The following is a 19921-nucleotide window of genomic DNA, read 5'->3' on the forward strand; positions in this document are numbered from 1 at the left end:
TCGCTTTAAATTCAGTTCCAATTCTAGTTGTTAACATTTCTTTACTTACCTTTGTTTTTTTATACCGACCTACTTAATGCGATAGTTGATTTTTCCTTTAAATTTGTTAACAGGGTCTTGAAAATAAACATCTTTTGTGTAGATGTCGTAGGAGATGTCTTTCTCAAAAAGCGTCGGGAGATCCGCTTTCAGGGTATCTACTGCTTGTTCTACCTGCATTTGATATTCGATCGCGCTCAAACTACCACCTTGTGACAGTATTAATTTATAACTTTAAATGAATAATCTCGATCGGCAGCGGGAGGAGAAAAAAATTGATACTTCAACCAGCTCTAATCTTACCTCTAATTATATTGTCCCCCTCGGCCTTTCTGCTGACCCGGACTTGCGACATCGAAACCTTGGCACAGATTTGACAGAACACCCCCACTCCTCTGACATTCTCGCAGAAATCAACAGCGGCAAGCTGTTGATGGTAGATAGCCGTCGCCGGAACGGCCTAATTTTGATTAAACGTTTCCACGCGGAGTTTGCCGGGCCTGGGGCTGCCGTTGGGGGCGCTTTTGATGTTGACTCTGTGCAGGCTATTCCCGTGGGCGATTTTTGTTTGGTTTGCCCTCACTCTCCCCAAGAAATACAGAAAGCTTTGGGAATTCGGCGGCAGTGGGTGCGGTTAATGGAACAGTTAACGGCAAAGCCTACAGCTTTGGAACGCGCACACATGGTTTTAACTCAGTTTGAACAATATTTGGATTCGGAAACGGTGGCACAAATTCCCGATGAAGCTTTGGCACTTTTAGTAGGCGTATTTCCTCAAACCCTTCGGGCGGCGCGGCAAGGAAATGATCAGTTATAAATTGGTGTAGATACCTTATGGTGTGATCGCGCTGCTACAAGCTCCACTCGGCATTCTGCAAAACTACTCGATAGCCATCTGGGTCTTCAAAGGTCACTCCATCTTTGTCCCAGTAGGGATTGTAGGAGTTTACAGGCTCAAATCCCATTGCTTTCATTCGCTCAACAACCTGCTGCCATTCTTGGTGGTTAGGAAGGTAAAAGACGATAAGATTGTCTTGAGTTGGAGCGCCACCTACAATATGTCCCCGTTGATGGATGAATTCAAAGTGGTGGCTTTCTCCTGGCATCCCAACCATTACTCCGTCAAAACCTTCATGGTTTTCAAAACTATCGAGGATTTGCAGCCCTAAACCCTCTGTGTAGAAATGAACAACTCGATCGAGGTAATCCGTTGGACGAGCAACCCGTAAAACCTTTCCTTGAAGCATATATATCTTCTCCCAAGTTATTTTTGTGTTAAGCAGAAACGGGATACCGAATATTATGACTTGTCAAAAATTTCTCCTATGCGATCGACTGTCCGCTGATTTTCCTCCGGGCTACCCACCGTAATTCGCAAACCTCCTCCAGTATGCCTAATTAAAGTACCTCCCTCTTTTAGCTGCTGCATGATTTGTTTGTGTTCCTGTTCGGCAGATTCGCCCTCGCCGGCTTTCGCCCGCAGGTAAACAAAGTTAGCCGCACTCGGCCAAACTTGCAATTTTTGATGCTGAGTTAGGGCTGCAATTAATTTTGCTCTTTCTGATAGAGTTTCGGGAATGGTTGCTAGCAATAACTGTCGCTGCGCTAGGGCTAACTCGGCTGCAGTTTGCGAGAAACTGGGAAGGTTGTAGGGGAGGCGAATTTTTTCTAAGGCGGCTGTAAGTTCGGGATGGGCGATCGCATATCCGACTCTCATTGATGCTAGTCGAAATGCTTTGGAAAATGTCCGCAAAATTATCCAATTCGGGTGATGGTGCAATTGGTCTGCTAAAGTATTTTGGCTGAATTCAAAATAGGCTTCGTCAATTACTACTAATATCTCTTCGGGTAAGTTTGACAACCATTTTATTTCATCTGCTGTCAAAGCATTGGCTGTGGGCGAATTGGGGTGAACGACAAAGACGGCGCGCACGGGGGGATTTTGATTTTGGGCTATGGCCCTTTTAGCCGCCTCGATATCGATTTCAAAATTCTCCTCTTTCCGCTGAACACTGACAACGGGAATTCCGAGGGTTTGGGCGATTATTCCATACATCGAAAAGGTGGGATTCGCAACGAAAATAGAGCCTGTACCGCCTAAGCAAGTAGCTATTAAGATGGATCTAATTAGTTCGTCGGAACCGTTACCCACAGAAATATTGTCGGCTGTAATGGCGGTTTTTGGCACTGTAACCCCCCCTAGCCCCCCCTTGTTGGGGGGGACATTTAGGGATTCATTGACGTATTGGGCGATCGCCTCTTTGAGCGCTGCGTGGCCTCCGTCGGGATAGCGATTTGTCTCAATTAACTGCTGGTAAGTCCAAGCTAGCTTTTTTTTTAATTCTTCTGGCAAGTCATAGGGGCATTCGTTGGTATCAAGGCGATCGATCGCACTTTCCGAGTGCGCTGGTTCTCCTGATGTGCCGCCCGGATGGGGAGTGTATGCGGTAAGTTCGGCTAACTCTTTTCGGATAAAGGGAAGCATGGTATAATTTACGACTTTTTATTTTAGATTATCTGCTTAGAAGCATCTGAACTTAGCATAGAGCTTGTTCTATCTCGAAAGCAAGAGGAGAGAAGGAATTGAGTTTCTGTCGATCGATTGATGCGTCGGCTGCGGCCAAGTGATTATTCTTAGAAAGTAACTGCTAATATGTGGAAACCAAGTATGAAAGTCAAGCCTTCCGATATATCTAAAAGTGCCGCCGCTACCCTCATAGCTTTGAGTGTGGCGATTCTCCCTTCAGCGCCTGCCTGGGCTCAAACGGACTCAGCTCCGGCACAGAACAATACTGATTCTAATCGAGTTATTCTAGACACCACTCCCCTTCAAGAAAGCAAGGAAGACAACAATCATTGGGGTGCTTTGGGTTTGTTGGGCATCCTCGGTTTGGCGAATCTCTTTCGCAAGGATGAACCCAAACGCTACCGCGATCCGATGGGCGAATAATTTTTTAAACTGCCATCGCACCAGCCAAAAAACCAAATCAACCGTCGTGGATTCAGAAACCGGGTTTTTTACCGAAAGACTGGATTATTGCCTTTAATCCGAGTAACAAATCCGGTTTCTTTGATATATTTGGGTATTTTGGTCACAAAGTTTGTTTATTCAATCACGCCACAAAGCAATCCCGCCCAATAAACCGCTCACATTTGGTACTATTTTAACCTGCGGCGGTAACTCAACAGCAATCTTTTTAGTATTGCCGCCGCCGATGTAAATGCGATCGCAGTTAAAGAGATTTTGCAGATAGGTGAGCGCTTTTTCCAAACGGCGATTCCATCTTTTGGAACCGACTGTATCTAATGCCGATCGCCCTAATTGCTGTTCGTAAGTTTCCCCTTTGCGAAACGGGTGATGTCCTAATTCTAGATTTGGCACCAAGATACCATCGACAAATAAGGCAGAACCGAAACCGGTGCCCAGGGTAATTACTAATTCTAGCCCCGTCCCAGCAATTGCTCCCAATCCTTGAATATCGGCATCGTTAGCCACTCGCACAGGTTTTCCCAAGCGATCTTTGAGGGTAGTTTCTAGGTCAAAATCTATCCAAGACGGATCTAAATTCACTGCGGTTTTGATGACGCCTAGACGCACGACGCCGGGAAAACCGACGGATACTCGGTCAAATTCCCCTTGTCCGCTTGCTAAAGAGGCGATCGCCTCTAATACGGGTTCCGGTTTCGGTGGTTGAGGCGTTTCTAAACGGCTGCGTTCCGTTTGGGGCTCGCCTTCATTGTCCAAAACCATAACTTTTATGCCACTTCCGCCAATGTCAACGGCTAAGGTGCGAGTCGATCGATCTTGTTGAGTCATTTGATTGTTAAGACTTGCAAGTTGGTCAAATTTTAATTTTTGAATTGGCAAAACTTTTGAATCGCTTCCCAAATTTCCGCTAGGACATTTCCCAAAGAATGATCGTCTTCTAATTCGATTAATTGCACCCAGGGACGGTTAGCGGCAAAATCTCTGCTAGCTTGAATCGGTATTATTGTATCATGCTGGCCGTGAAGGATTAACGTAGGGACTGACCGCATTAATTTTTCTTCAGGGTATTGAGCCATATCTGCCAAAAACTGATAATTCAGCGGCAGATAACCTTGTTCGCCGTAGTGGTAAACGGGCAAATATTTCTCCGACTGCCACTTTTCTAACTGTTGCTGTCCCAACAGCGGCAGCCAGTGGGAGATAAATTGAAAAGCCGGTGCTAACAAAACTATTTGTTTTACTGACAATTGTCGCTGGGCCAACCAAGCCGCTGTCAGCCCCCCAAAACTAGACCCAATTATTGTAACTCCCCCTAATTGTTCCTTATCTGCCGATGGGGAGGATATCGAATTAGCGGTTTGCAAAAATTCTGTTTCTATTTGCTGCAACTGGCGGGTGAGGGTGAGACCGGAAAAATCGTTTTGATTGAGATCGGGAGTTTTTAGGTCAATTTCTAGGGACGAAAAGCAATCTCGGAAATATCTTGCCTTAAGGGAATCGGGACTTGATGCAAATCCGTGTAAATAAATGTAACTCGAATGGTTTTTTAAATTCATTCAGTAATTGATATTTAACAACAAATATTAATTATAACACCCACAGCCCCGACTTCTTTAAGAAGTCGGGGCTCTAATAAGCCGTGAACAAAATGGCACTATTACTGCGGTTTTTGACGGTTTTGCATCCGGTTTTTAGCATTTTGTCGGCGCTGCTGCATCAGTTGAGCGAATTGGCTGCGCTGTTCAGGCGTGAGCACTTCTCGCATTGCGAGTGTATTTTCAAATTGCACCTCTTCAAACTGCTGTCTCAATCCCATTATTTGACGGTGTTTTTCACGAATTTCGCTGGCATTTGCCGTGCCGGACATCATCGTGTCCAATTCTTGTCGGGCTTGGCGAACTGCTTGCATTCGCTGGGAAAGTTGGTCTTTGTAGCGATCGCGAACTGCTTGCATTTGCTGCTTTTGGTCAGCGCTTAAATTCAGTTGCTCAAACATCCCGCCTTCCTTGCCAGCGGGTCGATTTGGTCGCTGATTTTGGGCAATTGTTTCCGGTTCTAAAGGATTAGGAACTGCTATTGCTGCGGCTGTGCTGCCGAGAGTCAGCATTAAAACGGCTAGGGCAGAAATACGACGAATTGACATGAAAATTACCTCTTTGATATTACTTATTTGTTGGCGGTTCGCTTTCCGAGGAAACAGGGAAATTCAACCAGTCTGTTGGCGGGCGATCGGTCATAGTTTCTTGGGGAGAGTCATGGAGTACACCCTCCCAGTTAGTCACTAAAAATGCTTCTAAGTTAGCTGTTTCCTCATCTGGTAATTGTGCAGTCTCAAACGGACGGTAGCCAGACCAAAAAAGTAGCAGGCTAGCAGCAATCGCAGACGACACAGCCCACTTAGAAACAGATGATATTTTTAACCTGTCATGAGACTTAGGTGACGTAGTTACTCGCCTTTTTTCCCGGTGTTTTTCATTAAGAAGGCTCGCATGATTAGTTTCTATTGCTGCTAGAATTTTTTGCTCTAAATCTGGTGCAGCTTCAGGAATATTGGCGCGATGTTGCTTCAAGAAATTAACTAACTCTTGGTCGCTGCTTGGGTTATTCATAGCTCGCTGACACCTTCTTTTTGCAAAAATTGCCGCACAGCATTTCGGGCATAAAACACGCGAGATTTGACAGTTCCCGCAGGCAGTCCCAAAATTTGGGCTACTTCTTTTTGCGGGATGTCTTCTAAGTCGTGCAGCACCAAAACGCTGCGGTGTTCAAAGCTCAATTGCTCCAGTCCGCGCTGCACTAAATCTTGATAGTGCAACTGCATCAAGTCCGATGTGTTATCTTTGAGAATAACCCGATCCATTGTTTCTTGATTTTTGAGTTGGGAGTCAAAAGAATGCTGTTTAGCAAATGCTTGTCTTTGGTCGGAAGCCACATTCCAAGTGATTCGATAAAGCCAAGTAGAAAAGTTTTCCTGGTGCTTGAGTTTGGGCAATCCTTTCCAGACTCGCAGGAATACTTCTTGTGCTAAATCGTCAAGAAGCGAGGGGCCGCAGAGTTGGTAAAGGGTTGACCTGACTTTGAGTTGGTAGCGTTGGTAAAGGTAGCGAAAGCAAGTGCGATCGCCCTTTAAACATTGAGCAACTAAGTCCGAGTCGGAACAGTCATCGATTAAAACATTGGCTGACACAGCTAACACCTGTGAAGTCTCCCCCACCAGTTCGTTATCTGAAGTGTTTAGACAGGGCGATCGCGAAAAAGGTTCAAATCATTTAAAATTTTATTTTGAGCATGAATCCGCTTGGGCTGGAAAACTGCACCAATGTCAGTAACAGGCTTTCCGGCCTGTTCCACAAAAATTAAATAAATTTTATTGTGGGCAGTAAAGGTTGGGCTTCTAGCCCGCCCCTAACAGGCAAGAGACCTGTTCCACAAAACTCAATTTTATTGTGGAACGGGCCGAAGAGCCCGTTCTTAACAATAATGCAAGATGTTATTTATAACTATTTACAGCATTTTTCCAATAAGTATAAGTTTCTAAACCAATACTTTTTTTGTCTTCATTATAGATATCATCTAAACATTTAAAAAGAGCCAAAGCATAATTTTTTAATCCCAACTCTGTTAAACTTGTGAGAATCCTAGTCAGCCGCAAATAGTTGTGATTAAATTTTTCAATCCACTGTCTTTTTTTTAAAAAATATTTCTCTGATTTCGCAATTACAATTTCTGCGTTTTCCCCTTCGCGGCATTCCAACCCGTAAAACGCCAGCATGACTTTTAGAGATTTGAATAAGCGACTTCTCAACTCTTCACTTGTTCTAAAAGCTTTAATTACCTCATCATTTAAAGTTGGAGCACTGGAATTAAAGCGACTCTTTTCTCTCAGCGGAAACAGCCATTGAATGTAATTGTGCACGGATTCCAGCTTCTGGTAATCCCACGACCAAATATCCTCGATCGCCCGACCTTGAGAATCAGGCTGCTGACCGAGATAGAATGCTAAAATTTTGTTTTGTTTGGTTGAATTACTCATTAATCTGCTATACAAAAAATCAGAATGTTACTCTTCAGTCGGTTAAAACTGAGATGTTACACCAATATAAATAAAGGAATTTATCGCGGGGTGGGGGCGGTTTTTGACTCTTTGGGTATCTGTTTAAGCTATTGGTGAACCCGCCCCTAAAGATTTTTAAGAATGTTGTTCTTCAGTCAGTTTTAACTCACATCTTGCACCATTCGCAATTACCTGTAGGGGCGGGTTCGCCAACAGCCTCTCCGGTTGCAGATAGGTTAAATAAACCCGCCCCAACCCCACCAATAGCCCTTTATTGAGATTGGTGCAAGATTTCAGTTTCAACCGACTTTAGCTATTAGCCAGGGGTTTAAACCCCTGACTGCTTCCCCCGCTTTACCGCAGAGTCACAAACTCTTCAGCAGTCGATGGGTGAATGCCAATAGTCGCGTCGAAGTCTTTCTTCGTAGCCCCCATATTAACCGCGATCGCCATTCCTTGAATAATCTCGCCCGCGTCTTTCCCAACCATGTGCACACCCAAAACTCTGTCAGTATTAGTTTCAACAACTAACTTGACAAAAGTTTTCTCATCTGCACCTGTCAAAGAATGAAACATGGGTCTAAACTTGGCTGTATAGCACTTAATTGATTCGGGAAACTTGGCTTTAGCTTCCTCTTCTGTTAAGCCAACTGTAGCTGCTTCCGGCTGCGAAAATACTGCTGATGCAACATTTTCGTGACTGATCGATCTGGGGTTATTACCAAATTCAGTATCTGCAAAAGCGCGGCCTTCGGCGATCGCAATTGGCGTTAAATTGATGCGGTTGGTGCAATCTCCCACTGCAAAAATGTGGGGCTGACTGGTGCGGCTGTCTTTGGTAACTGCGATCGCACCTTTATCGGTTTCTACCCCCGCATTTTCTAAACCCAATTTTTCTAAATTTGGTAAGCGCCCGGTAGCGCACAACAGGGCGTCTACTATTAGCGTTCCTTCAGATTTTCCCGACAGAGTTAATTTTAAACCTTCTGGGGTTTTCTCAATTTGTGCGATCGAGCTTTCTGTCAAAAATTCGATTCCGTGCTTAATCATTCCTTCTTGCACGTTGGCGCGAATTTCTGCGTCGAAGTAGTGCAAAATTTGATCGCGCCGGATGATTTGAGTTACTTGGCTTCCCAACCCGTTCATGATGCAGGCAAATTCGACGCCGATGTAGCCACCGCCCCAAATTGCTAAGCGTTTTGGCTGCTCTTTTAGCAAGAAGATTTCACGGGAAGTAATCGCGTGTTCGATACCGGGAATGTCAATGCGATGGGCTTCACCGCCCACTGCAATTAAGATTTTGGCGGCGGTGATTTTTCTGTCACCAACTTCGACGGTATGGGGGTCAATAAATTTGGCGTATCCTGAGATTAATTCGACTCCGGCTTTTTCAAGAAAGCTGATGTGCAGTTTGCTGAGTCGGCGCACTTCTGTGTCTACCGTGGTGACAAGTTTTTCCCAATCAAAGCTGCTTTCTACTGGACTCCAACCGTAGCCCACCGCATCTTCGTAAAGGTGCGAAAATGTGGAGGCGTACACCATGAGTTTTTTGGGGACACAGCCGCGAATTACGCAGGTTCCGCCTACTAAGTCATTTTCGGCGATCGCCACTTTTGCGCCGTAGGATGCTGCTCGCTTGGAACTCGCCAATCCGCCGGAACCCGCACCTATCACAAACAAGTCGTAGTCGTATGTCATAATTGTCTGTACCTTCTTATCGCCCACTTACCAATTTTACGCTTTACTTTTCTTAATGATATCTCAAAAAAATTTTGTTTTTTTTGGGGTCAACTACTTTACTTTTTGCGCTTACTGAGGTATTATTTAATAATAGGAATATTTGCATTAATTTTAAAATTGCTCACACTCCCATTATTAGACTATAGCACAAGCGACCGACAAGAAACATATAAAAATGTAAATTTTTTTTCTGCGGCAGATGAGGAAATAGCTAATTATAGTTCTCGGAGACAACCACCATGCAAGTCACGACCGAACAAATTATTTATCCATGCAGCGACGGTCAACCAATGGCAGATAGCACAATTCAATACAAATTAATCGTCAAAATCAAAGAAGGTTGCGAATCGCTGTTTAAAAACGACCCAAACGTGTTTGTAGCAGCCGATTTACTGTGGTATCCAGTTGAAGGTAGACCAGACATTTCTCAAGCACCGGATGTCATGGTAATATTTGGCAGACCAAAAGGCGATCGACGTTCCTACCTGCAATTTAACGAAGATAATATTGCTCCCCAAGTTGCCTTTGAGATTCGCTCTCACAACGACAGACAAACCAAGATGTACAAAAAACTTTCATTTTACAATCGCTATGGAGTCGATGAATATTACCTTTACGATCCCGAAAGCAACGATTTGAGCGGTTGGCAAAGAATTGAAGGAAACTTAGAAATAATTGAGCCGATGGAGGGCTGGGTAAGTCCGAGATTGGGAGTACGATTTGAGTTGGGCGAAGCTGGGTTAGAAATTTATCGACCCGATGGACAAAGGTTTCTTTCCTATGCGGAATTGGAGGAACAGGGGGAATTAAACCGCCAGCGTGCCGAACAAGAAGCTCAAAGAGCCGAACGTTTGGCAGCAAAACTGCGCGAATTGAACATCGATCCTGAGAGCATTTAAGCGACAAATTAGACCTCTTGCAAAGGTCAAAAACACCCCCCTCAGTCCCCCCTTGCTAAGGGGGGAAGCAAGAAAAATTAGGCTCCCTCCCCGCGACTTCGGGGAGGGTTGGGAAGGGGTCTCAGCATTTTTGCAAGAGCTCTATTGTTGAATTTAGGGCTTACGCATCAAGACCACAGAAACCGGGTTTTTTATGGTTTATGCGCGCTGTAGCGAATGATGTTCGTGAAAAAACCAGGTTTCTCACCACCTTTGTGTAAGTTCCATAATTACAATTTGTCCCACTTGTTTAAAGTCGCGAAGCAATCTCCATTCTTCGGGATTGGTTCACTCTACTCCGGTGCATTTGCAATGACCGAAAGCATCCAGAATACAAGCCCCTAGATTCATTCCTTCGGAGACTCAGAACCCAGAGATAAAAAACCTGTATCCGATGAAACTTTCCCCCCTAATTTATCTCGCGCAAGTCAGTCGATTTTAGATTTTAGATTTTAGATTTTAGATTTACCCCACAGATAAATCTGGGAGCTTGAACTAGGGTCTAAAATTTTTATCTTTCCACGACTTAAGTCGGGAGCTTGTATCCGTTTTTGGGCCTTGTCAATGCTTCAATCTAAAATCTAAAATCTAAAATCTAAAATCGATTGACGCCTGATACTAAAATTAGCGTCCAAACGATCGCCACGACCGCCGCCAAAACCGATAAGAAGTGTTAAGTTAGTAGTTAGTTGTGTCGATCGCACAGAAAAAAATGCCTGAACTACAAACCGATACATACCAAGACCTCGACCCGCAAGTCCTCTCAAAGCCCGTTGTTGTCGGTCTGGAAGAGGTAACAAAAGTTTACGGGATTGGCGACCTGGAAGTTCGCGCCTTAAACGGCGTCAGCTTGACCGTAAGACAAGGAGAATATTGCTCGATTATGGGCGCATCGGGATCGGGCAAATCTACAGCTATGAATATTATCGGCTGTCTCGATCGACCTACGAGCGGCAGTTACTACTTAGACGGCGTAGATGTCGCCCAAATGCCCGAATCAGAATTAGCCGGAATTCGCAATTTAAAATTAGGTTTTGTCTTCCAACAATTTCACCTGTTGCCTCAATTGACAGCATTAGAAAATGTCATGTTACCGATGGTTTATGCTGGCATTCCCGCAGCAGAAAGACGGGAACGGGGAGTAGACGCTTTAACAAAAGTAGGGCTGGAAAGTCGGCTGCAAAACAGACCAAATCAACTATCAGGAGGACAGCAGCAGCGGGTAGCCATCGCCAGGGCTATTGTCAACCGTCCCGTGTTGTTGCTGGCTGATGAACCTACAGGTGCATTGGATACAAAAACTACTCAAGAAGTAATGGATATTTTTACAGAATTCAACGAAAGCGGCATGACTGTTGTGATGGTAACGCACGAACCCGAAGTAGCGCGTCAAACTCGCCGCGTTGTCTGGTTCCGCGACGGTAAAGTTATTCACAATAATCTCAACCCGGAAGAACTTTCACACGCGGTATTTTAGTAGAATAGTCCGCGAAAAGCGAAAAGAAAATCGGGCGAGTGAAATCGCTTCTAGACAAACGAAGTCCACTCCAAGCGGACTGAAGAATCAAGAGGGTATTACTTCTATCCAAGAGGGCTTTAGCTATTAGACAGGGGTTTTCAACCCCTGGCGGACTAATAGACAAAACGCCAGATATCTGATTAATGAAAAGCACTGGGAAAAGCTTCCCAAACTCGATCGACAAAATCTCTAAGTTGCCGAGATGCGATCGCACCATCCTTTTTCTCAGCATCCAGAGACTGCAACTGAGTCAACAGCGAAATCACCTCAGTATCCAGCGCAGCCCGGAACAAACTCAGCGGCCACAGCAAATCAGCACCATCCCGCAAATCGGATAAAGTGTAGTCTTCCGACCATTGCGCCGATAAATCCTTCCCTGACAGTAATACAACTAACATTAAAGGGCGCACCCAACAAATTTGACGTGCCTCAACCACTTGGATCACCTCTGAATGCAGGCACGCATCTCCACATTCTAAACTGACAATTTGACCCGGCTTAAAGTTCAAAGCACAATCCATTAATGCTCACACTTAATACAGACATAACAAAGCAGCGAAATAAGTGCTGCATCTCTCCACAGCACCGGAAAACATTATATCATAATTCCTTCTTCCTTCTTCCTTCTTCCTTCTTCCTTCTATCCTTTACATCCGTTACATCCGTTACAAAATCCGTTGCCGAACTTCCTTCTTCCTTCTATCCTTTACATCCGTTACAAAATCCGTTGCCGAACCTTCTTCCTTCTCAACTTTCATCAAGCTTTTTAAGAGCCATTTCGAGATCGGCTGTCAACAATCGTGCTTCTTTTTTACCACCGCCACCATGGGCATAATCCGCCACGGAAATCGGAGAACCGATCGCAATTTTTACCTGAGCACCCCATTGAGGAATCCGCGGGCGATAGCGGATACTCATCGGTACAATTTTCACCCCCAAACCCGGTTTGCTCAACTCTGCTTGCATTGCCAAACGCGCCAATCCCGGCTTAATCGGATGAACTTCGCCATCCTGAAAAATACCGCCTTCGGGAAAAATCACCAACATTTCCTTGTCGAGGAGTAATTCCACCCCATAACGGAGACTGCCAATTGCCGGATGCTTGAGATCCACAGCAAACCCCCCCAAATGTCTGATGAACCAACCTTGCAGTCCTTTGACCTCATCAGCAGTTACCATAAACCGCAAATCGCGTCCAGTCACCTTCTGTCCCGTTGAATAGGGCATCATCAGGGCATCCCACCGGGAGCGGTGCGTAGGGGCTAAGATGACAGGCCCGTCTTTCGGCAAGTGCTCCTGTCCGGTTATCTCAATCTTGCCAAAATGAAACGGTAGGACAACATAGTGACCTAGCGGATAGAGCAAGGAGGTTAACCAAGGAGAAACGCGAGAGGTATTAGATGCTACCTTGGCAGGCATTGGCTTCACTAGAGATGATTTACTGGACTGCTTGATCGAGATATAAAGTCTAAAGTAAGGTGTTGGTCAAATCTTTAGTTTTTGGATCGGGACAGTTTTGCTATTGGCCTTGTGCCGATCGAGCGATCGCGCCCGCAAGAGATAATCTGTCACAGGTAAAACCTCAGCCAACCGGACAGCACTAATGCAGAGCAGTCGGCCGCCTGGAAAGCTTGATCGGGCAATTACGGATCTATTATTTCAGTTAAAGGATCAATTTCAATTAAACATCGCCCCGAAGAGAGTAAAAAATTTTACCTGTTAATTTTTCCGGCGCGCTTCAAACCAAGAAAGCAACTGATCGCGGCAAACAGACTCCATAATACCGCCGAGCACCTCTAAGCGGTGACACGAATGCGCGCTATCGGGAATATTAGCGGCAGTCCGAATCGTGCCAGTTTTCGGGTCATCTGCTCCGTATACCAGCAAACCAATCCGAGCTTGGACGATCGCACCCGCGCACATCGGGCAAGGCTCCAGCGTTACGTAGAGCGTGCATTGGTTGAGATGCCAGTCTTGCAAAACTTTGCCTGCCGCGCGCAAAGCCAAGATTTCAGCGTGAGCAGTCGGATCGCAATCTCGCTCTCGCCGATTTTGCGCTTCGGCAATCAATTTGCCAGTACCGTCAACAATGGCAGCACCCACAGGTACTTCACCAGCATCACCCGCTGCTTGCGCCAGTTCCACAGCCCTAGTCATCCAACGTTTGTGAATAAAATAAGTAGTCTCACTAATAGACAACGGCTCAGCTTTATAATTCACGTCATCCCTAAGTAACAGAAAAACTTAAGATCGATAAAGAAAGTTACATTACAGCTTAATCGAGAGTCTTTAATTATGGACACCACTACGATTACCACTGAAATTGTTGAGCTGTTGTGCCGCATTAGTCGGCAAAAGCTGCGCGAACAAGATATCACTCCTTTGGTAGTGTTTCTGACGGCTCTGATTTCCATCCTGCGCGGAGTGATGATTATTGACAGGACGATCGCAGTTGAAGAAGAAGAACGCCTGCAAAAGACTCTCAAAGCCTTTGCCAGCGGCGACCGCGATCGGGTAGAACTAATTCAGCGCCTTGTCAAAGGAGTATCGAAACAGCAGGTTTACTTCAACCCCACGGAATTGCTAACCCTGACAGCTTTGTTCTCAGAATCAGAAAAACTGTTGCTCATCGGTTCCGGCTACGAAATGTCAGCGGCCGACGGACACATCGACCTGCGGGAGCAAATGTACTTACAGTCGATCGCCAATCGGCTCGGCCTCGACTCCCGACACATTGCAGTCATAGACACTTTATTTACTAAAGAAGGAACCCTCGACTCAGAAGCTTTTGCCGAAGTTCAAGCTTTACTCGATCCCAGCGAATTTGAGTCCCGCGATCCGGTATTTGGCAAAGCAGCAAAGCACTTGCTGAGTATTTTACTCCGCCAATAATCCAGCCCCTATAAATTTTTGGGCAGTACAAAGTAGTGAGAGAGGATTTCGAGGATTTGACGCTGTTTCCATTGGAGATGGGAATTGGGCGCTCTTACCTACCAAGAGCGCTGCACGGCGTATGTTGCTCAAAAACCTGGTTTCGGCCTAAGTCCCGCTTGATTTTTTTTTTGCAAGAGTCGATCGACCCTTGTATCCCATTGAACCGAATGCCTCTAAAATCTAAAAGCGACTTGTCGCTGCCTTGATAGACCCAGCTTGGTGTCAAATCTAAAATTGATTGATTATGCAAATTGAATGGCAAACCGCCAAAACCTACGAAGACATTCTCTATCACAAAAGTGGTGGCACCGCCAAAATTACCATCAATCGACCTCACAAACGGAACGCTTTCCGTCCCAAAACAGTTCTGGAACTGTGCGATGCCTTTACTGATGCCCGCGAAGACACAAAAATCGGCGTTGTCCTGTTCACCGGTGCGGGGCCTCATACAGACGGGAAATACGCCTTTTGCGCCGGCGGCGACCAAAGCGTGCGGGGTTCGGCGGGATATGTAGACGAAGGTGGCATACCCCGGTTGAACGTGCTCGACTTGCAGAAGTTAATTCGATCTATGCCCAAAGTTGTAATTGCTTTAGTTGCAGGCTACGCAATTGGAGGGGGTCACGTTCTGCACTTAATTTGCGACTTGACGATCGCTGCTGACAATGCTATTTTCGGACAGACCGGCCCCAAAGTCGGCAGTTTCGACGGTGGTTTCGGAGCTAGCTATCTCGCCAGAGTAGTCGGCCAGAAAAAAGCCAGAGAAATTTGGTTTTTGTGTCGCCAGTACAGCGCGCAGCAAGCCCTAGAAATGGGTTTAGTCAACTGCGTCGTGCCCGTCGAACAACTAGAAATAGAAGGGATTCAGTGGGCTGCGGAAATTCTCGAAAAAAGTCCGATCGCGATTCGCTGCTTGAAATCCGCTTTTAATGCCGACTGCGACGGTCAAGCCGGTTTGCAAGAACTGGCGGGAAATGCCACTTTGCTGTACTATATGACCCAGGAAGGCGCCGAAGGCAAACAAGCCTTTTTAGAAAAACGGGAACCTGATTTTAGTCAATATCCTTGGCTGCCATAACTGGATGGAGAAATCAGTTTTTTTATGCGCTCATATTAAAGTAGATGCTGCTGATTTTTCTGAGTTAGTAAAGCCCAATGCACCCTGTCGTCCAAAAGTGTCAGTATTGATACCTGTTGCCAAAAAAGAATGAAACTGCTTTGCCAGATGCAAACCATGATAATGATCGGTGATTCCCCTATCGAAAATCGAAAATCGAAAATGGTATGAGCAGCAGGGCAGCCGACGAACTAAACTGAGACTGCTGCAGCGGATTTTTCGGTTAACGTTGTGCCTGTAAGCTGGCAGGCATTGCGCTCAGAAAGAGTGACGGTGGCATCCTGCAGCGTCAGAGTCGATTCTGGCCACAGTCCAATTTCTTCTATGTTTTCCCAAGATGACCTAAAAGGCGAAACCGCTAAAGCACAAGCTTTCCAGTGACTTTGAATCGGCCCGCCTAATAAAGCGCAAACACCCCCGCGTCTGCCTTCAGGGGTATAGTGACGGCAGTGACCACAAGCTGAAGTTAAAGGTGAAGTTAATGAGGTTTGCATAAAAGTTCTTAGGGAAATCATTTTCATCTCTAATTGTCCCTTGCAGAGCTAGTCTGCCTTAGAGCATCCCAACCTTTATGCTGTCTGGGTTGTAGCGATCCCCAAAGCATAATTAAATTTTATAATTTATTTATAATCTCGTTATATATAGAAACAATTAGCTCGGTGCTTGCTCATTGTATAGGTAAAAACATAGGTTAAAAGTTTATAAAGGCGTTAGGGATCAAGAAAAAGTACAAATACCCAAGGAGTATGAAAGGTCACAAATAAGCGGTAGCTCAGGATACAAAAATTGGCTGAGAGTGTCGGTAAGCAGCCTCCGGGAAACAGCAACAATTAAGTTTTCAAATGAAAATGAAAAATAGCTGCCGGCGATCGGGCCCTTGTTGCATTGACGCCAAAAGTAGCTAATCATAAAATAGGCAAGTTTTCAACCTTCTTGTTTATCTCTACAATCAAAATATTAAAATTAATTCAGAGGCGGTAGGAGTTTTGCTAATGAGTAAGCGTTCTTCGGTTGAATCCCCAAATCATCAATCCTCTTCAACCCCAATCAACCCTGCTTTGCAAGCAGTCCTGGGGAGTCTAGATGTAAACCTAGAAGCAGAACTGACAACATACAGAAGGCACAGGAGGCGCGCCGAACAGTGGGTGTCGCCCTCAGTTCGTAGCGGCAAGCAAACAGCCACAACCGAGCAACAGCTAGCCCAAAATTTGCCGCCGGAGACTGCGGAGGAAACCCAGCAGCCCCTATCGCTGCCGCTATCCCTTGCCGGCACTCAGGGCGATGCCCCGCTAGCAACTACCAGGGGTGGCACAAAATTATCTAGCAGTGCCCAGGCACCCCACAAGTATCTCGAATCAAGCGAAAAACTGATCGAAAGTTTGGACGAGTCAAAAGCTGAGCCTACAGTAGAACGCAGTTTAGCCGCCAGTTTGTTAACTCCCTTGGGACTGAGTTCGATGCTGCTGTTTTTGCTGTCATGCACAGCTTTGGGCTACGCAGTCATGTACCCGTCAAATCTAGTTAAGATTGCCGGCCTGAACCGTTTGCTCGATCGCACCTCACCCTCTCCCAGCAACAGTCGCGCCTCTACTGCCATCTCTGATACCAGCACCAAGGAACTACCGAAAGCTCCCAATCTGGTATCCAAGGAATTTGTCGAGCTAGATTTGAGCACTCTCAGCAATGTCAAGCCGACAGTCAGCCCGATTCCTTCCCCGTCACCAAAAGCATCAATCCCGCCAACTCCGCCAGCGCCTCCGGGCCCGGGCGCGGCTGTGCCGATTCCGACAGAAGACGGCAACCCGGCCAGAGGCAGGGAACAAGGACTCAACAATCTGAGCACGGCTTTGCTTCCCACTCCCAGCCCCAGCGCCGCCCAGCCAGTGCCGACACTGCCGACACTGCCTCCAACACCCTCCCCAGCCCAGCCAGCCTCCCCAGCCCAGCCAGCCTCCCCAGCCCAGCCAGCCGCCGCATCCCCAGCCGCCGCATCCCCAGCCGCCACACCCCCGCTGGGAAGACCTGCACGGGCCGCCGACGGTTTCTATTACGTTGTCACCGATTACACCGACGAAAAATCGCTGCAGCAAGCCAGAACCGCTGTTCCCGATGCCTACGTGCGAAACTTCTCAAAGGGTGTCAAGATCCAAATGGGGGCTTTGAACGATGCTGCCTCAGCAGAACGTTTGGTGAAAGAACTCCAAGAAAAAGGGGTGAAGCCACAATACTATCAACCATAAATTAGGCAAAGACAATTAAACTAATGATCGGGGAGTAGGTTGGGCCGAGGCACGAACCCTCGGTTTCGCTTCACCCAACATTTGCTCAGTTTTGATGGGTAATGCTCGCGCCCTACCCATCCTAAAAATAATCATGACGACCTAACTTAGAGGGAATTAAAATTTCACAATTAAAAATTAAAAAGACGATTGATGAGTATTCATTTTTAATTTTTAATGGTGATTTCTCTGTCTTAATTCTAAAGTTTAAAATTGGGAGACTGGCAAAATGGGATTATTCGATCGCCTATGGCGAGTGATTCGAGCCAATATTAACAGTTTGGTCGGGGCTGCCGAAGACCCAGAAAAAATTCTGGAACAGGCTGTAATGGATATGCAGGAAGACTTAGTGCAGCTCAGACAAGCTGTGGCAGGAGCGATTGCAGCTCAAAAACGCACTGAACGCCAGTGCTCCCAAGCTGAGTCTACAGCAGCAGAATGGCATCAGCGGGCGCAGCTAGCTTTGCAAAAAGGCGAGGAAAATTTGGCGCGGGAAGCTCTGACGCGCAAGAAATCTTATCAAGAAACGGCAACGGCGATGAAAGCCAGTCTGGATCAGCAATCGGCTGTTGTGACTAAACTTAAAGAAAATATGCGGACGCTCGAAAGTAAAATTTCCGAGGCAAAATCTAAAAAAGATATGTACATTGCCCGAGCTCGATCGGCCGCATCGTCGGAAAGGCTGCAAGAAATGATGGGCAATCTCAGTACCGGCAGCGCTTTGAGCGCGTTTGAACGGATGGAAGAGAAAGTCATGGAGCTAGAAGCTCGCTCCGAAGCAATCGCAGAACTCGGAACTAATGATTTAGAAAAGAAGTTTCTCTCTCTCGAAGGCGCCGACGATGTGGATACCGAGTTGGCGGCGATGAAAGCACAAATGCTTCCGGGCAACAATACACCCAAATTGCCGTCGAGGGAGCCGCCCGCATCCTGAACCCCAGACAACAGAACAAGAGTCGGGACGAGCAAAAACTTCTCAACAGCCTAGCTAGAGATGGCTCGAAGCCTGTTGGGGAATTCCCGGATCGAAGTTAAACTCAAGAGGTAGGTGCATGAATAAGCTTGCCTGCATCACATTACTCGATCGCTTTAAACTGGATTTATCTGTCTGCAAAAATTGCCAAAAACTAAATCGCACTAAAAATCTGACCAGAGTGAATTTCACAACTGCGGGCTAGGGCTATCAAGCCTGCTTTCCGCCTACTTCGTACACCTCACCCAGGAAAAATAGCATTATGGGATTATTTGACCGCATTAGCCGAGTCGTCAAAGCCAATCTTAACGATCTGGTCAACAAAGCTGAAGACCCGGAAAAGATTTTAGAACAGTCTGTTACGGATATGCAGGAAGACTTGGTGCAGTTGCGTCAGGCCGTTGCCAGCGCGATCGCCACTCAAAAGCGTACCCAGACTCAGTACAATCAAGCTGAATCTCAGTCTAACCAGTGGCAGCAGCGCGCTCAGCTAGCCCTGCAAAAAGGAGACGAGACTTTGGCCAGGGAAGCGCTAGTTCGCAAAAAGTCTCACGCTGAAACGGCGGCTACCCTGAAAGCCAGTCTGGATCAGCAATCGGCTCAGGTGGAAAGTCTCAAGCGCAACTTGATCGGTTTGGAGAGCAAAATTTCCGAAGCTAAGACTAAGAAGGATATGCTCAAAGCGAGGATATCCGCTGCTAAAGCTCAGGAACAGCTCAACAATTCCATTGGCTCCCTGAATACTGGCAGTTCAATGGCAGCTTTCGATCGCATGGAAGAAAAAGTTTTGCAGATTGAAGCTCGCGCGGGGGCTTCGGCAGAACTCGCCGCCGGCGGCAGCAATTTAGAGGAACAGTTCCGCTTGCTTGAAAGCGGCGGTGATGTTGACGACGAGTTGGCTCAGATGAAAGCTCAACTTACCGGGGGTTCTGTGTCTCAAGGTCAATTGCCTGCAGCGGGTAAAACGGCAGCAGCTAGTAGCTCGGAGTCGAGCCCGGTGATTGATGCTGAGTTGGAAGAATTGCGATCGCAGCTCAATAAAATGTAAATCTCTATCAAAATTTACTTATTTCTCAGATCGCAGGTTTGATAGAATGCTCCGCCGACCTACAGGACTAGCTTGGGAGGTCGGAGTTTTTTTGACAAATTCTCCTATTCACAAATTATGAATTATGTCAACTATATTTATATTGATTTAAGGAATTAAGTGTTTAAAAAGTGATAGAGTAATTTTATTCCTTGCAAGAGGGCTAGCTTGGGAGGTCAATCGATTTTAGATTTTAGATTTTAGATTTTAGATTTTAGATTTTAGATTTTAGATTTTAGATTTTAGATTTTA

General features: G+C 46.1%; 23 protein-coding genes and 1 pseudogene. 9 read left to right on the forward strand and 15 right to left on the reverse strand.

The genetic code is table 11. From position 1 onward, the window contains the following. Positions 1-75: 75 nt before the first annotated feature. Positions 76-219: pseudogene (locus QUA88_RS27165) on the reverse strand (DUF2358 domain-containing protein); the annotation flags it as partial. Between the two features lie 58 nt (positions 220-277). Here QUA88_RS27165 and QUA88_RS27170 point away from each other — a divergent pair. Next, on the forward strand, positions 278-856 hold the full coding sequence (locus QUA88_RS27170; protein WP_333057751.1) for a hypothetical protein: 579 nt from the start codon (positions 278-280) through the stop codon (positions 854-856). A 34-nt stretch (positions 857-890) separates the two neighbouring features. Here QUA88_RS27170 and QUA88_RS27175 read toward each other — a convergent pair whose 3' ends face one another. Both QUA88_RS27175 and QUA88_RS27180 read right to left on the reverse strand, forming a co-directional pair. Further along, a complete protein-coding gene (locus QUA88_RS27175; RefSeq protein ID WP_333057752.1) occupies positions 891-1286 on the reverse strand; it encodes a VOC family protein in 396 nt (131 codons plus the stop codon). A gap of 53 nt (positions 1287-1339) precedes the next feature. Further along, the gene (locus tag QUA88_RS27180) at positions 1340-2524 is read right to left on the reverse strand and encodes a histidinol-phosphate transaminase (RefSeq protein ID WP_333057753.1); all 1185 of its coding nucleotides are present in this window, start codon (positions 2522-2524) and stop codon (positions 1340-1342) included. Between the two features lie 183 nt (positions 2525-2707). On the opposite strand from QUA88_RS27180, the gene QUA88_RS27185 reads away from it, so the two are divergent. After that, positions 2708-2989 (forward strand): WGxxGxxG family protein, encoded by a 282-nt coding sequence (locus QUA88_RS27185; RefSeq protein ID WP_333057754.1) that lies wholly within the window; start codon positions 2708-2710, stop codon positions 2987-2989. Positions 2990-3148: 159 nt separating this feature from the next. Here the strand turns inward: QUA88_RS27185 and QUA88_RS27190 are convergent, their stop codons facing one another. The 7 genes from QUA88_RS27190 to gor all read right to left on the reverse strand — a co-directional run bounded on the left by QUA88_RS27190 (position 3149) and on the right by gor (position 8780). Beyond that, on the reverse strand, positions 3149-3856 hold the full coding sequence (locus tag QUA88_RS27190; protein WP_333057755.1) for an ROK family protein: 708 nt from the start codon (positions 3854-3856) through the stop codon (positions 3149-3151). A gap of 32 nt (positions 3857-3888) precedes the next feature. Beyond that, the gene (locus QUA88_RS27195; protein WP_333057756.1) at positions 3889-4584 is read right to left on the reverse strand and encodes a YqiA/YcfP family alpha/beta fold hydrolase; all 696 of its coding nucleotides are present in this window, start codon (positions 4582-4584) and stop codon (positions 3889-3891) included. Between the two features lie 101 nt (positions 4585-4685). Continuing rightward, positions 4686-5171: a Spy/CpxP family protein refolding chaperone gene (locus QUA88_RS27200; RefSeq protein WP_333057757.1), complete on the reverse strand. Its 486-nt coding sequence runs from the start codon at positions 5169-5171 to the stop codon at positions 4686-4688. A 19-nt stretch (positions 5172-5190) separates the two neighbouring features. Continuing rightward, positions 5191-5637 (reverse strand): hypothetical protein, encoded by a 447-nt coding sequence (locus QUA88_RS27205; RefSeq protein ID WP_333234110.1) that lies wholly within the window; start codon positions 5635-5637, stop codon positions 5191-5193. Further along, positions 5634-6224 (reverse strand): sigma-70 family RNA polymerase sigma factor, encoded by a 591-nt coding sequence (locus tag QUA88_RS27210; RefSeq protein ID WP_333057759.1) that lies wholly within the window; start codon positions 6222-6224, stop codon positions 5634-5636. Before QUA88_RS27210 ends, QUA88_RS27205 begins: the two co-directional genes overlap by 4 nt. Before the next feature lie 294 nt (positions 6225-6518). Next, entirely contained in the window at positions 6519-7061 is a 543-nt protein-coding gene (locus QUA88_RS27215; RefSeq protein ID WP_333274862.1) for an opioid growth factor receptor-related protein, read from the reverse strand. Between the two features lie 375 nt (positions 7062-7436). After that, a complete protein-coding gene (gor, locus tag QUA88_RS27220; protein WP_333057761.1) occupies positions 7437-8780 on the reverse strand; it encodes a glutathione-disulfide reductase in 1344 nt (447 codons plus the stop codon). Between the two features lie 281 nt (positions 8781-9061). Between gor and QUA88_RS27225 the strand changes: the two genes are divergently transcribed. Together QUA88_RS27225 and QUA88_RS27230 are read left to right on the forward strand one after the other, a co-directional pair. Next, the gene (locus QUA88_RS27225; RefSeq protein ID WP_333057762.1) at positions 9062-9721 is read left to right on the forward strand and encodes a Uma2 family endonuclease; all 660 of its coding nucleotides are present in this window, start codon (positions 9062-9064) and stop codon (positions 9719-9721) included. Between the two features lie 751 nt (positions 9722-10472). Next, entirely contained in the window at positions 10473-11237 is a 765-nt protein-coding gene (locus QUA88_RS27230) for an ABC transporter ATP-binding protein (protein ID WP_333057763.1), read from the forward strand. A 182-nt stretch (positions 11238-11419) separates the two neighbouring features. On the opposite strand, the gene QUA88_RS27235 is transcribed toward QUA88_RS27230, so the two are convergent. The 3 genes from QUA88_RS27235 to tadA all read right to left on the reverse strand — a co-directional run bounded on the left by QUA88_RS27235 (position 11420) and on the right by tadA (position 13499). Further along, positions 11420-11800 (reverse strand): hypothetical protein, encoded by a 381-nt coding sequence (locus tag QUA88_RS27235; protein WP_333212411.1) that lies wholly within the window; start codon positions 11798-11800, stop codon positions 11420-11422. A gap of 226 nt (positions 11801-12026) precedes the next feature. Next, positions 12027-12698 carry a lysophospholipid acyltransferase family protein gene (locus tag QUA88_RS27240; protein ID WP_333057774.1) on the reverse strand — a complete coding sequence of 224 codons (672 nt, stop codon included), beginning with the start codon at positions 12696-12698 and terminating at the stop codon, positions 12027-12029. Positions 12699-12998: 300 nt separating this feature from the next. Further along, on the reverse strand, positions 12999-13499 hold the full coding sequence (tadA, locus tag QUA88_RS27245) for a tRNA adenosine(34) deaminase TadA (RefSeq protein WP_333108241.1): 501 nt from the start codon (positions 13497-13499) through the stop codon (positions 12999-13001). Positions 13500-13574: 75 nt separating this feature from the next. On the opposite strand from tadA, the gene QUA88_RS27250 reads away from it, so the two are divergent. Beyond that, complete coding sequence (locus QUA88_RS27250) at positions 13575-14171, forward strand: TerB family tellurite resistance protein (protein ID WP_333057766.1); 597 nt, start codon at positions 13575-13577, stop codon at positions 14169-14171. A 286-nt stretch (positions 14172-14457) separates the two neighbouring features. Next, on the forward strand, positions 14458-15291 hold the full coding sequence (gene menB / locus QUA88_RS27255; protein ID WP_333057767.1) for a 1,4-dihydroxy-2-naphthoyl-CoA synthase: 834 nt from the start codon (positions 14458-14460) through the stop codon (positions 15289-15291). 230 nt (positions 15292-15521) lie between these two features. Here the strand turns inward: menB and QUA88_RS27260 are convergent, their stop codons facing one another. After that, on the reverse strand, positions 15522-15824 hold the full coding sequence (locus QUA88_RS27260; protein WP_333057768.1) for a hypothetical protein: 303 nt from the start codon (positions 15822-15824) through the stop codon (positions 15522-15524). Positions 15825-16322: 498 nt separating this feature from the next. On the opposite strand from QUA88_RS27260, the gene QUA88_RS27265 reads away from it, so the two are divergent. After that, positions 16323-17570, forward strand: coding sequence for a hypothetical protein (locus QUA88_RS27265; RefSeq protein ID WP_333057769.1), 1248 nt, complete (start codon positions 16323-16325; stop codon positions 17568-17570). A gap of 268 nt (positions 17571-17838) precedes the next feature. Continuing rightward, positions 17839-18543, forward strand: a complete 705-nt coding sequence (locus tag QUA88_RS27270) for a PspA/IM30 family protein (RefSeq protein ID WP_333212416.1) — start codon at positions 17839-17841, stop codon at positions 18541-18543. Positions 18544-18597: 54 nt separating this feature from the next. On the opposite strand, the gene QUA88_RS27275 is transcribed toward QUA88_RS27270, so the two are convergent. Further along, complete coding sequence (locus QUA88_RS27275) at positions 18598-18774, reverse strand: hypothetical protein (protein WP_333057771.1); 177 nt, start codon at positions 18772-18774, stop codon at positions 18598-18600. Positions 18775-18844: 70 nt separating this feature from the next. On the opposite strand from QUA88_RS27275, the gene QUA88_RS27280 reads away from it, so the two are divergent. Continuing rightward, a complete protein-coding gene (locus QUA88_RS27280) occupies positions 18845-19630 on the forward strand; it encodes a PspA/IM30 family protein (protein ID WP_333057772.1) in 786 nt (261 codons plus the stop codon). The last annotated feature ends 291 nt before the right edge of the window (positions 19631-19921 follow it).

The sequence above is a fragment of the Microcoleus sp. D3_18_C2 genome, assembly GCF_036702395.1.
Classification (GTDB): Bacteria; Cyanobacteriota; Cyanobacteriia; order Cyanobacteriales; family Microcoleaceae; genus Microcoleus.

Bases quoted from the DNA above. Each gene is read 5' to 3' on its own strand.
- QUA88_RS27170 (WP_333057751.1), top strand. From the start codon at position 278: ATGAATAATCTCGATCGGCAGCGGGAGGAGAAAAAAATTGATACTTCA.
- QUA88_RS27175 (WP_333057752.1), bottom strand. From the start codon at position 1,286: ATGCTTCAAGGAAAGGTTTTACGGGTTGCTCGTCCAACGGATTACCTC.
- QUA88_RS27180 (WP_333057753.1), bottom strand. From the start codon at position 2,524: ATGCTTCCCTTTATCCGAAAAGAGTTAGCCGAACTTACCGCATACACT.
- QUA88_RS27185 (WP_333057754.1), top strand. From the start codon at position 2,708: ATGAAAGTCAAGCCTTCCGATATATCTAAAAGTGCCGCCGCTACCCTC.
- QUA88_RS27190 (WP_333057755.1), bottom strand. From the start codon at position 3,856: ATGACTCAACAAGATCGATCGACTCGCACCTTAGCCGTTGACATTGGC.
- QUA88_RS27195 (WP_333057756.1), bottom strand. From the start codon at position 4,584: ATGAATTTAAAAAACCATTCGAGTTACATTTATTTACACGGATTTGCA.
- QUA88_RS27200 (WP_333057757.1), bottom strand. From the start codon at position 5,171: ATGTCAATTCGTCGTATTTCTGCCCTAGCCGTTTTAATGCTGACTCTC.
- QUA88_RS27205 (WP_333234110.1), bottom strand. From the start codon at position 5,637: ATGAATAACCCAAGCAGCGACCAAGAGTTAGTTAATTTCTTGAAGCAA.
- QUA88_RS27215 (WP_333274862.1), bottom strand. From the start codon at position 7,061: ATGAGTAATTCAACCAAACAAAACAAAATTTTAGCATTCTATCTCGGT.
- gor (WP_333057761.1), bottom strand. From the start codon at position 8,780: ATGACATACGACTACGACTTGTTTGTGATAGGTGCGGGTTCCGGCGGA.
- QUA88_RS27225 (WP_333057762.1), top strand. From the start codon at position 9,062: ATGCAAGTCACGACCGAACAAATTATTTATCCATGCAGCGACGGTCAA.
- QUA88_RS27230 (WP_333057763.1), top strand. From the start codon at position 10,473: ATGCCTGAACTACAAACCGATACATACCAAGACCTCGACCCGCAAGTC.
- QUA88_RS27235 (WP_333212411.1), bottom strand. From the start codon at position 11,800: ATGGATTGTGCTTTGAACTTTAAGCCGGGTCAAATTGTCAGTTTAGAA.
- QUA88_RS27240 (WP_333057774.1), bottom strand. From the start codon at position 12,698: ATGCCTGCCAAGGTAGCATCTAATACCTCTCGCGTTTCTCCTTGGTTA.
- QUA88_RS27250 (WP_333057766.1), top strand. From the start codon at position 13,575: ATGGACACCACTACGATTACCACTGAAATTGTTGAGCTGTTGTGCCGC.
- menB (WP_333057767.1), top strand. From the start codon at position 14,458: ATGCAAATTGAATGGCAAACCGCCAAAACCTACGAAGACATTCTCTAT.
- QUA88_RS27260 (WP_333057768.1), bottom strand. From the start codon at position 15,824: ATGCAAACCTCATTAACTTCACCTTTAACTTCAGCTTGTGGTCACTGC.
- QUA88_RS27265 (WP_333057769.1), top strand. From the start codon at position 16,323: ATGAGTAAGCGTTCTTCGGTTGAATCCCCAAATCATCAATCCTCTTCA.
- QUA88_RS27270 (WP_333212416.1), top strand. From the start codon at position 17,839: ATGGGATTATTCGATCGCCTATGGCGAGTGATTCGAGCCAATATTAAC.
- QUA88_RS27280 (WP_333057772.1), top strand. From the start codon at position 18,845: ATGGGATTATTTGACCGCATTAGCCGAGTCGTCAAAGCCAATCTTAAC.